Source organism: Bacillus sp. ISL-51 (assembly GCF_018613535.1).
GTDB lineage: Bacteria > Bacillota > Bacilli > Bacillales > Bacillaceae > Bacillus.
Map to the genome: position 1 here is coordinate 12334 of NZ_JAGGQB010000012.1, position 12218 is coordinate 24551.

Sequence of the window (12218 nt, forward strand, 5' to 3'; positions counted from 1 at the left end):
GTCAATATTATTTTTCCTGAAGCAGTGTTTTTCGATCAGTCTCATTCTTGATTTTCGAAATGAAATCTGCCAGCTTCACTTCAAATGACGATTCTTTTGCGTATTGCCTTACATGGACAGATCGATGATCGCGCTCCCGACCCCCTACAACTGCAATATACGGAATCTTCTTCATTTGTGCTTCTCTGATCTTATAGCCGAGCTTTTCTTCACGCACATCCAGTTCCGCCCGGATGTTCCTTTTTTGCAATTGCCGCTGCACCTCTTCTGCATACTCTTGATGGACAGTGTGAGAGACAGGAATAATTTTCACTTGAACCGGCGCCAGCCATAACGGAAATGCTCCCCCGAAATGTTCGATGATAATGCCGAGAAATCTGTCAAGAGAACCGAATACGGCGCGGTGAATCACGACAGGCCGGACTTTTTTGTTTTCTTCATCGATATATGTTAAATCAAATTTTTCCGGCATTTGAAAATCCAGCTGCACGGTAGCGCACTGATGGCTTCGATTCAGGGCATCTTTTATGTGAATGTCGATTTTCGGACCATAAAACGCTCCATCCCCCTGATTAATACGATAATCGCAACCCAGTTTTTTCAAGACATTTTCTAATGCGCCTTCAGCCCGATCCCACAGCGTTTCACTCCCCATGTGATGTTCTGGTCTTGTTGACAGCTCGATATCATAGGAAAAACCAAACGTACTATAGACCTCATCTATTATTTGAAGCGCTGATGCTATTTCCTCCTCAATTTGCTCTGGCGTTACAAAAATGTGCGCGTCATCCTGGCAAAAAGACCGGACGCGCAGTAAGCCGTTCAGCGCCCCGCTGAATTCATGACGGTGCACCTGCCCGAACTCCGCCATCCGAATCGGAAGATCGCGATAGGAACGGAGCTTATCCTTAAACATCAGCATATGGCCGGGGCAATTCATCGGTTTTAGCGCAAAGCGCTGATGATCGACATCGGAAAAATACATATTATCCTTATAATGATCCCAATGCCCCGATCGTTCCCAAAGCCGCTGATTCATCATCATCGGTGTCCGCACTTCCTGATATTGATAGGAATTCTGTAAAGTCCGCAAAAACGATTCGAGCGTATTCCGAATGAACTGCCCATTCGGCAAATAAAAAGGCATACCGGGCGCTTCTTCTGAAAACATAAAAAGGTCTAATTCAGCTCCCAATTTTCGATGATTTCTCTTCTCTGCCTCCTTTACCAGCTGAAAATGCTGTTTCAGCTCTTTTTTTGACGCAAATGCCGTACCGTAGATGCGCTGCAGCACTTTACGATTGCTGTCGCCGCGCCAATAAGCGCCTGACACATGTGTAAGAGAAAAAGCTTTGATGAAACTGGCAGACGGCAAGTGCGGACCGCGGCACAGATCGGCAAATTCGCCCTGACGGTAAATACTCACTGTCTCCTCAAGCGGAATTTCTTCTAAAAGCTCAAGTTTAAGGGGATCATAAGCAAACATTTCCTTTGAAGCCGTAAGCTTTATTCCCCTGTTCGTCCTGTAAAAAAGCTGCGTGTTTAATTGCCGCTCCAGCTGCTGAATACGATTTGTCACATTTGTTTGGACATAGTGCAGGCTTTTCGCCGCTTTAGAAATGCTTCCTTCCCTAGCGACAGCCTGAAACACCTTTAAGTCTCCGCTTTCCATATAAGGACACCTTCCTGCTATGATTTTTATTGATAACCAGCCATCAATTTTGTTTATTTTACTCAAAGTGAAACTGCATGTAAAATTTTTCTCATCAATAATAAAGGAGAAAAGAATAATGAATGCCCTTATCATACACGAAAATGGATTTGATTTCAGACAAGTGCCTGACAGACAGCCCGGGCACGGAGAAGTAAAAGTGAAACTGAAAACAGCCGGATTAAATCACCGCGATTTGTTTTTACTGGAAAAACATAAAAAAGGTGATCCAGAATTTATTCTCGGTTCAGACGGAGCGGGGATCATTACCGAAACAGGAGAAGGCGTTCCTTCACATCTGCTTCATAAAGAGGTCATCATAAATCCAGTGCTGAATTGGAAAACGATTGAGAAAGTACCGGAAGTACCCGACATTTTAGGAGGTCCTGCAGACGGAACATTTTCACCATATGTGATCATTCCGGCCAAAAATGCCGTTCAAAAGCCCGCCCGCCTTTCCTGGCAAGAAGCCGGCGTGCTGCCGTTATCGGCATTAACCGCTTATCGCGCGTTATTTACAAAGGGACAATTAAAAAAAGGGGAACACCTTCTTCTCCCCGGTATCGGAAGCGGTGTCGCAACGTACGCCTTGTTAATGGCAAAAGCGATTGGAGCGGCTGTCAGCGTCACATCCCGCAATGAACAGAAAAAACAAGCCGCTCTGACATACGGGGCGGACCGCGCAATAGACAGTTATGGAGATTGGAACGGAGCACTGAAAGGCGAAAAGGCTGATATCATTCTTGACAGTGTAGGTCCCGCCTTGTTCCAAAACTATTTCGACATTATAAAGCCCAACGGCCGGATCGTAACCTTCGGCGCCAGCTCAGGCGACCATATTGGCTTTCCGATCCGTTCATTGTTCTTCCCGCAAATCAACATCCTCGGCACGTCGATGGGAAGCAGTGAGGAGTTTGCGGAAATGATTGAATTTATAGAGCTTCATAAGATTCATCCCGTTATTGATCGTATGTATCCGCTCGGACAGGCGGCTGAAGCATTTACCAGGATGAAGCAGGGACAGCAATTCGGAAACATCGGATTTGTCTTTGATGAATAGAATGTAGAGGAGCGGGACCGCACCCATTCCTTCATTGATGAGCTTTTTATATGATGAAGGAAGAAATAGGTTTCATTGTCACACAGAAAAACCGGCTGCCATCAGCCGGTTTTATAAATAATCCCCTTTATTTACGGTAAAACAGTGCTCCCCATTAAATAACTGTCGACTTCGCGCGCCGCTTCACGGCCTTCATTAATTGCCCATACAATTAAGCTTTGGCCTCTTCTTGCATCCCCTGCGGCAAAAACGCCGTCAACATTTGTTTTATATTCCCCATATGCTGCATTAATTTTATGATTTGCTGAATCAACGCCAAACTGTTTCAACAACGGCTGTTCGGTGCCTTCAAAACCGATGGCGATGAAGACAAGCTGTGCAGGCCATACCTTTTCGGTTCCAGGAATTTCGCGGAACTCATATTTTCCGAAATCATTTCTGACTTTCTCCATTTGGATCGTATGAAGTTCTTTTAAGCGGCCTTGTTTATCAGCAACCATTTTTGTCGTTTGGATTGAGTATTCTCTCGGGTCTTTACCAAATTTCGCTTGTGCTTCCTCATATGCATATTCAAGAGTAAAGACGTGCGGCTGTTCTGGCCACATATTTTCATTCGTGCGCGCCTGCGGAAGCTTAGGGTGCTTGCCGAACTGATGCACACTGCGCGCTTTTTGACGCAACGCGGTAGCTACGCAGTCGGCTCCTGTGTCTCCCCCGCCGATAACGATGACATCTTTACCTTTAGCGTCTATAAATTGTTTGTCTTTGAAATTAGAATCTAAATAGCTTTTGGTGGCTAATGTTAAGTAATCCATGGCATAGTGGACGCCTTTTGCTTCCCGGCCTTCAATCAGCAGATTGCGCTGTTTTTGGGCGCCTGTGCAAAGAATGACGGCATCATACCGTTCTTTCAGCTCATCGGCCGTAATATCGACTCCGATTTCTGTGTTTGTCACAAAATCAATGCCTTCCTGTGTCAGCAGCTTAATGCGGCGTTCGACGATGTCTTTATCAAGTTTCATGCTCGGAATTCCGTACATTAACAGGCCGCCGGCTCTGTCAGCGCGCTCATATACCGTTACAGAATGACCTGCTTGGTTCAGCTGATCGGCGCTTGCAAGACCTGCAGGGCCTGAGCCGACGATAGCGATTCTTTTTCCTGTGCGCTTTGCGGGGATTCGCGGCTGAATCCAGCCGTTTTCAAAGCCTTTATCAATGATCGCCCGTTCAATATTTTTGATTGAAACGGCAGGATCTGAGATGGCCAGCGTACAAGATCCTTCACAAGGAGCGGGACAGACCCGCCCGGTGAATTCCGGAAAGTTATTCGTTTTAAGGAGACGCTCTAAGGCTTCTTTCCAGCGGCCCCGGTACACGAGATCATTCCATTCAGGTATTAAGTTATAAATCGGACATCCGGAAGTGAAGCCGTTTATATCAGCGCCGATTTGGCAAAACGGTGTGCCGCAATCCATACACCGCGCCCCCTGCCGTTTTGACGCTTCTTCTGAAAATGGAGCCGAATATTCTTTCCAATCCTTTAAGCGAGTGAGAGGGTCCCGCTCAGCCGGTTTTTCTCGTTTTTCTTCCATAAATCCAGTTGGTTTCCCCATGTTCCTCTCCCCTTCCTTACTGTACTACCGCTTGTTTTTGACCTTGGGACGACGCTTGTTTTGCCTGTTTTGTGTTGGCTTCAAAGGCATACATAATCGCGTCTTCCTCTGATAAGCCCGCCGCTTTTTGTTCTTCGATGCTGAGGAGCATTTGTTTATAGTTTTTCGGAATGACTTTGATAAAGGTTTGGACGGTTTCTTCCCAATTGTCCAGCAGGCTTGCTGCTTTTTGGCTGCTTGTCAGCGCCGCATGCTTTTCCACCATCGCTTTAACCTCTTGAATCTCTGTCTCATCCGTCAGTTTTTCAAATGAAATCATTTCAAGGTTGCATTTTCGTTTAAATGCTTTGGCGTCATCAGCCAATACGTATGCAATTCCGCCTGACATACCTGCTCCGAAGTTTTTGCCGACTTCTCCGAGAATGACAACCCGGCCGCCTGTCATGTATTCACAGCCGTGGTCTCCGATCCCTTCAACAACGACATTGACTCCGCTGTTGCGGACCGCAAATCGTTCTCCGGCACGCCCGTTAATATAGGCTTCTCCGCTTGTCGCTCCGTAAAAGGCTACGTTTCCGATAATGACGTTATCCTGTGTTTCACAGTTGAATGCATTAGGTGCTTTCACGATAATTTTCCCGCCGGAAAGTCCTTTTCCTACGTAGTCATTTGAATCCCCGTTCAAATGAAGCGTCATTCCTTTAGGAACGAATGCCCCGAAGCTTTGTCCGGCTGATCCTGTGAAATGAAGTTTGATCGTATCATCAGGAAGCCCTTCCGCTCCGTAGCGTTTTGAAATTTCACTTCCTGTCACGGTTCCGGCTACACGGTTTGTATTATTAATCTTTATTTCAACTTCCGCTTCCCTGCCGGCTTCAATCGCGTCTTTTACTGCCGGCAAAATGGCGGTCATATCAAGAGACTGATCAATTTTATGATTTTGCGCCGTACGGAAAGTGCGGATGCCCTCAGGCTGATACAACAGCGTGGATAAATCAAGCTGACCGGCTTTCCAATGTGCTTTTGCCCGTTCGCTGACTTGAAGAACGTCAGTCCGTCCGATCATCTCATCAAATGTTTTAAAGCCTAACTGCGCCATATATTCACGCACTTCTTCAGCAACAAACAGCATGTAGTTCACGATGTGATCAGGATCGCCCATGAATTTTTTGCGAAGCTCCGGATTTTGTGTAGCGACACCTACCGGACATGTATCCAAATGGCATGCGCGCATCATGACACAGCCCAGCACAACAAGCGGTGCTGTCGCAAACCCGAATTCTTCTGCGCCGAGCAAGGCAGCCATGACGACGTCGCGCCCTGTCATCAGCTTACCATCCGTTTCTAATACGACGCGTTCCCGCAATCCGTTTAACATCAGTGTTTGGTGAGCTTCTGCAAGGCCGAGCTCCCATGGAAGGCCTGTATGTTTAATACTTGTTTTCGGCGAAGCGCCCGTTCCCCCATCATAACCGCTGACGACAATGACATCTGCCGTACCTTTGGCGACTCCGGCGGCAATGGTGCCGACGCCAGCTTTTGATACCAGCTTGACACTGATTCGCGCATCCCGGTTCGCATTTTTCAAATCGTGGATGAGCTGCGCCAAATCCTCGATTGAATAAATGTCATGGTGAGGAGGCGGTGAAATCAATCCGACACCCGGTGTTGAACCGCGGACATCAGCTACCCAAGGGTATACTTTATTGCCCGGAAGCTGGCCGCCTTCCCCAGGCTTTGCCCCTTGCGCCATTTTAATTTGCAATTCATCCGCATTGACGAGGTAATGGCTTTTTACACCGAAACGGCCGGACGCGATTTGTTTAATCGCACTTCTCCGGTCATCACCGTTTTCATCAGGGACAAATCGTTTCGGATCTTCTCCGCCTTCCCCGCTGTTGCTTTTTCCGCCAAGGCGGTTCATCGCAATTGCCAATGCTTCGTGAGCTTCCTTACTCAATGAACCAAATGACATGGCGCCTGTTTTGAAACGCTTAACGATTGATGCGGCCGATTCCACTTCCTCCACTCTTAAAGGCTTGCGGTCTTCCTGAAAGGCAAACAGATTGCGTAAAAATCCGATCCGCTCTTCATCTGCTGCATGAGAATATTGTTTAAACAGGCTGTAATCATTTTTTCGGCATGCCCATTGTAAGGTATGAATGGTTTTCGGGTTGAAAGCGTGATGCTCTCCTCCGTTTCTCCATTGGAATTCACTTCCTGAATCAAGCGTTTTACTGTAATCATCCTTGTATGCCGCTTGATGGCGCTGTTTTGCTTCTTCTGCAATCGTTTCGATGCCGATACCGCCAAGCTGAGATGCAGTACCCGTGAAGTATTGGTCGATGACGCCTTGGCTGATGCCGACCGCTTCAAAAATTTGGGCGCCTCTGTAGCTTTGAACTGTTGAAATACCCATTTTTGACATCACTTTTACAACGCCTTCTGTAATGCTTTTGCCGTATTTGCTGACGGCTTCCTCATAATTGATATCAAGCCGTCCTGCATCAATTTCCTGTTTGTATGTGGCATATGTCAAATATGGATTTACTGCATCCGCCCCATAACCGATGAGAGCGGCAAAGTGATGAACTTCACGCGCCTCGCCTGATTCAACGATAATGCTTGCTTTTGTCCGCAGGCCTTGGCGGATCAAGTGCTGATGCAGCGCGCTGACAGCCAGTAACGGCGGGATCGGCGTCAATTTTTCAGTCATTGCTTTGTCGGACAAGATTAAAAGGGACACGCCTTGATTGATCGCTTTTTCCGCTTGATCAAACAAATCCTTTAAGCCTTTCTCAAGATCGTCAGAAAACAGCATGTGAATGTTCTCACTCTTCACATCAGGGTGTACAATCGTTTTGAGCGCGTAAAACTGCTCATTCGATAATACAGGAGTGTACAGCTTGATGCGCCGGGCATTTCTTTCACTCGGATGAAGAAGATCGCCTTCCGCCCCGAGCCATGTCACCGTTGATGTCACAAGCTGTTCACGGATCGCGTCAATCGGCGGGTTTGTGACCTGAGCAAAAAGCTGTTTAAAGTAATTAAACAATGATTGGGCGCGATCTGATAACACGGCAAGCGGCGCGTCATTTCCCATCGAACCGAGCGGATCCTTTCCTTCTTTAATAACGGGAATTAAATATTTCTGGATGTCTTCATACGTATAGCCGAATGCTTTTTGACGGACGAGAAGATCTGCGAACTGTTCTTCTTCCCGGATTTCCGGATCAGGATTCACTTGAACCAATTCTTCCTCAAGCCATTTTTGGTACGGAAATTCATTGGCGATGTCTGTTTTTACTTCCTCATCAGAAATAATCCGGCCTTCCTGCAGATCAATTAACAGCATTTTCCCCGGCTCAAGACGTTTTTTATGCAGAATGTTCTCCTGCTCTGTTTCAATGACGCCGACCTCAGATGAGAAAATGATATGATCGTCTTTTGTCACATAGTAGCGAGCCGGACGAAGGCCGTTGCGATCAAGGATGGCGCCGATTTGTTTTCCGTCCGTAAACGAGATGGCGGTCGGTCCGTCCCACGGCTCCATTAAAGAACTGTGATATTCATAAAAAGCTCTTTTCGCTTTTGACATATGGGTGTTTTCCGTCCAGGGTCCAGGGATCAGCATCATTGCCGTGTGCGCCGGCTTCCGTCCTGCCATGACGAAAAATTCAAAAGCATTGTCGAGTATGGATGAGTCGCTGCCGTCGGCATTCAAAATCGGAAGAACCTTTTGAAGGTCATCTCCGAAGCTTTCTGATACGAACTGCTGCTCTCTCGCACTCATCCAATTGATATTGCCTCGGAGCGTGTTGATTTCTCCATTATGAATGAGATAACGGTTGGGATGCGCTTTTTCCCATGTAGGGAATGTATTCGTGCTGAATCGTGAATGTACAAGCGAAAATGCAGATACAAATGCTTCATCCTGCAAATCCAAATAAAACGCGTCAACCTGCTCAGGCGTTAACAAACCTTTATATACAATCGTCTGGCTTGACAGGCTTGCAAAGTAAAAATCGAGCTGCTCTGCTGCGCCCCAATTTTCCGCCTGTTTCCGAATGACGTACAGCTTTCGTTCAAAAGCAAGACTGTCTTTCAATTCGCCGCCGGCACCGATAAATACTTGACGGACATACGGGCATGTGCTTTGCGCGACTGTTCCGATTTTTCCAACATTAACAGGCACGGTTCTCCATCCGAGAACAGTTTGCCCTTCTTGCTCGATTAATGTATTAACCTGTTTTTCGATTTTTTTTCTTTCTTCTTCATTTTGCGAGAAAAAGACCATTCCTACCCCGTAACGCCCTTTTTCCGGCAGTTTCATTTCACCGCACTCTTTTTTAAAAAAAGCATCAGGGATTTGAACCATTAAGCCAGCGCCGTCACCCGTATTCGGATCACTGCCCTGACCTCCTCTGTGGTCTAGCTGGCAAAGCATCTTCAGTCCTTTTTTGACAATGTCATGTGAAGGCTTCCCTTTTAGGTGGGCATATAAGCCGATTCCGCATGCATCATGCTCAAATTCCGGACGGTAGAGACCTTGAGCTTTTGGCATTTGATTGTAAGTCATAATTCCTCTCCCCCGATCAGTTTCCGTTAATTACCGGTCATAAAATCTGACAACTCTAAATTCATTGTAAGTTTTCAAAACAATATAAACAATATATAATTTAGATCAAATAGATCTCAAAATGAGATAGATAGGTGTGAGACATAAATGGAATTGCGCCAGCTTCGGTATTTTATGGAGGTAGCCGAAAGAGAACATGTGTCTGAAGCGGCTGATCATCTGCATGTCGCTCAATCCGCCATCAGCAGGCAGATTGCAAATCTTGAAGAAGAACTGAAGGTCACTTTGTTTGAACGGGAAGGCAGAAATATTAAGCTTACGCCGATCGGCAAGCAGTTTTTAGAGCACGTGAAAACGGCGATGAAGGCCATCGATTACGCAAAGGAACAGATTGATGAATATCTCGATCCAAACCTCGGGACCGTCAAAATCGGCTTTCCCACGAGCCTTGCCAGCCAGCTGCTGCCGACGGTGATTTCTGCATTTAAAGAGGAATATCCGAACGTTGAATTTTTGCTGCGCCAAGGGTCTTATAAGTTTTTAATTGACGCGGTAAGAAACAGAGATATTGACGCAGCGCTGCTCGGTCCTGTTCCGACAGATTTTCCGGACATAACAGGCAATATATTATTCACAGAAAAAATTTACGCGCTTGTTCCGTTCAATCATCCGCTCGCCAAAGAGAAAAATATTCATTTAATTGATCTGCGAAACGATCAATTCGTTTTATTCCCTGACGGATTTATTCTCCGCAATATGGCGATTGACGCATGCAAACAGGCGGGCTTTGCACCGCTTGTGTCGACAGAGGGCGAGGATTTAGACGCGATTAAAGGATTAGTATCCGCAGGAATGGGAGTTACTTTATTACCCGAAAGCACTTTTACAGAAACCACACCCCGATTTACGGTCAAAATCCCGATTGAATTTCCCCAAGTGAAACGGACCGTAGGCATTATTAAACCTAAAAACAGAGACCTGGCTCCGTCTGCGAACGATTTTTATCATTTTGTCATTCAATTTTTCTCCACACTTGAGCAATATCAATAAATAAAGAACCCGAGCTTCCAGATGAAAGCTTCGGGTTTCTTTGTCTTTCTTTTCATATTAGGTCAGCAGATCGGTATAGAGAGTTCAACGTGACAGACAAACGCTTCTGGATCAATAACCGATTGATCCGCTTGTTTGTGAGGCGCTTCTTTTAATGTTTGCAGCTGAGCTGAAGAATAATTGACAATGCCGAGTCCGAGCTCCTCACCCTGTTGATCCAGCAGCCTGACAACCGCTCCGCTGCTGAATTTACCTTTAATTCCATCAATGTCTTTCGGCGATAGGGAAACATTTCCGTTTGCTGCATGGCGGCTGCTTTCTTTTCCCATCACAATTTCGCCTTCCGGGCCGGAATTAAACGCGATCCATTGTTCTTTATGGTTCAACGGAAGTGTTCCTTCCGCTTCAAAATAAGTTCCTTCGGCGGCTTCTTCTACCGCTTGAAGTAAGATGTCAGGAGCATTTGCCTGCCCGAGAAAGCCTTTAATTCCGGAGGCCATGACGATTTTAAAAGCGTCAAGCTTAGAACGCATGCCGCCCGTTCCCATTTCACTCCCGGCTTCTCCCGCGCTTGCTTCAATCTCAGGCGTAATGTCACTTACATGTCTGACTCTTTTTGCTTTCGGATTGCTGCGCGGATTATCGTCATATAGTCCGTCAATGTCTGATAAAATCGCAAGCATGTCGGCATCGATTAAACCGGCCACTTTTGCGGCCAGCGTATCGTTATCGCCGAACTTCAAACGGTTGACGGTGACGGTGTCATTTTCGTTAATAATCGGAATGATGCCGCGTTCCAAAAGGACATTCATCGTATTGCGGACATTGTGGTAGCGATACTCGTCGGAAAAGTCGCTTCTGGTGATTAAAATTTGGGAAGCGACATAACCGTGCGCTAAAAACAATTTTGAATAAGCCTCCATTAATAACCCTTGCCCGATTGAAGCAGACGCCTGCTTTTCAGGAAGACTTTCCGGCTTTTGTATAAATCCAAGCTTGCGATAGCCTGCTGCAACCGCACCCGAGGACACTAAAATCACTTCATATCCGCTGTCTTTCAGCTGTGCGATTTGATCCACCAATGCTTCTAATTTCCTTCTGCTGATTTCTCCGTGCAGGCTCGTCAGTGAACTGCTTCCGATTTTCACAACGACTCTTTTCATCTTGGTGCGAGACGTCACTGTATCACTCCTGTTTTCTCTTTTTATAGTGTTGCTGCTGTTTTTTCTATCGTTTTGCTGATTTCTGCGGAACGTTCGGTTGCGTGTTTAATTGCTTTGGCGATGGCTTCCCCTCCGCCTTCTGAACGGAGCGCATTGATGCCCGCCGCCGTTGTGCCGTTTGGAGAGGTAATGTTTTCTCTTAACACATTTGGCTTTTCTCCCGTCTCAATCAGCATTTTAGCCGCGCCTAATAATGTTTGCGCACCGATCTGCCGGGACAGCCGTTTGTCTAAACCGGCTTCTTCCCCCGCTTTTTCGATAAATTCCATTAAATAATAAAAGTAAGCCGGTCCGCTGCCGGCAATACTGGTGAAAATATCCATTTGATCTTCTTTGATCACATACACTTCACCCAGGCATTCAAGCAGGGATACAGCGATTTTCGCCGAGCTGTCAGTCACATGGTCTCCGAGCGCCGCGGCTGTTGCCGATTCGCCGATCATGCTGGAGGTGTTTGGCATCACCCTGACGACAGGCTGTTGATCATGCAATGATTGTTGTATAAATGAGGTGGTAATGCCGGCCAGAACCGACAGGATTAATTGGTGGGGTTGAATACGCGTTTTCAGCGTGGCCAGAGCGTTTTCAGCATCTTTCGGCTTCATAGCTAAAATAAATACATCAATGTCTTCGGTTTTCATGCTGTCAAAAGTGACGCCTTGAATTCCGTATTGATGTGCAAGTTCAGCCAGACGCTCTGTATTACAGCGGTTTGTCACGCAGATGTTTTGATTAGAAATTTTTTTGGCACGGACCATGCCTGCTATCATTCCTTCAGCCATTGATCCTGCTCCGATAAAAGCAACTTTCTTTTGGTCTAAGATCGGTAACATCTCCTTTGTTCGCATTTCTGTTCGTATTTTTCACACGTTTTACATGTTACCACGTCAGGAGTTGATGTCAAGTTTGAAGGTTTTATTGATATGTATTGTCCCCTGGCTGCCATTATGTATAATGAGTCACAGAACACACCGCTCGGATC

The 12218-nt window shown here is 46.4% G+C and carries 7 protein-coding genes; 2 read left to right on the top strand and 5 right to left on the bottom strand.

Features of this window, described 5'->3' with window-relative positions; all coding sequences use genetic code 11:
* Positions 1 to 7: 7 nt before the first annotated feature.
* On the bottom strand, positions 8 to 1807 hold the full coding sequence (gene thrS / locus J7E26_RS14975; protein WP_396020015.1) for a threonine--tRNA ligase: 1800 nt from the start codon (positions 1805 to 1807) through the stop codon (positions 8 to 10).
* Between thrS and J7E26_RS14980 the strand changes: the two genes are divergently transcribed.
* Entirely contained in the window at positions 1791 to 2771 is a 981-nt protein-coding gene (locus J7E26_RS14980; RefSeq protein ID WP_214813640.1) for a zinc-binding dehydrogenase, read from the top strand. The two genes, thrS and J7E26_RS14980, sit on opposite strands and share 17 nt — an antisense overlap.
* A gap of 131 nt (positions 2772 to 2902) precedes the next feature.
* Here the strand turns inward: J7E26_RS14980 and gltD are convergent, their stop codons facing one another.
* Both gltD and gltB read right to left on the bottom strand, forming a co-directional pair.
* Positions 2903 to 4384 (bottom strand): glutamate synthase small subunit, encoded by a 1482-nt coding sequence (gene gltD / locus J7E26_RS14985; protein WP_214813643.1) that lies wholly within the window; start codon positions 4382 to 4384, stop codon positions 2903 to 2905.
* 16 nt (positions 4385 to 4400) lie between these two features.
* On the bottom strand, positions 4401 to 8963 hold the full coding sequence (gltB, locus tag J7E26_RS14990; RefSeq protein WP_214813646.1) for a glutamate synthase large subunit: 4563 nt from the start codon (positions 8961 to 8963) through the stop codon (positions 4401 to 4403).
* Between the two features lie 147 nt (positions 8964 to 9110).
* Between gltB and gltC the strand changes: the two genes are divergently transcribed.
* Entirely contained in the window at positions 9111 to 10013 is a 903-nt protein-coding gene (gene gltC, locus J7E26_RS14995) for a glutamate biosynthesis transcriptional regulator GltC (protein ID WP_214813649.1), read from the top strand.
* Positions 10014 to 10075: 62 nt separating this feature from the next.
* Here the strand turns inward: gltC and proB are convergent, their stop codons facing one another.
* Positions 10076 to 11194 (bottom strand): glutamate 5-kinase, encoded by a 1119-nt coding sequence (gene proB / locus J7E26_RS15000; protein ID WP_214813651.1) that lies wholly within the window; start codon positions 11192 to 11194, stop codon positions 10076 to 10078.
* 23 nt (positions 11195 to 11217) lie between these two features.
* The gene (proC, locus tag J7E26_RS15005) at positions 11218 to 12096 is read right to left on the bottom strand and encodes a pyrroline-5-carboxylate reductase (protein WP_214814396.1); all 879 of its coding nucleotides are present in this window, start codon (positions 12094 to 12096) and stop codon (positions 11218 to 11220) included.
* Between the last annotated feature and the right edge of the window lie 122 nt (positions 12097 to 12218).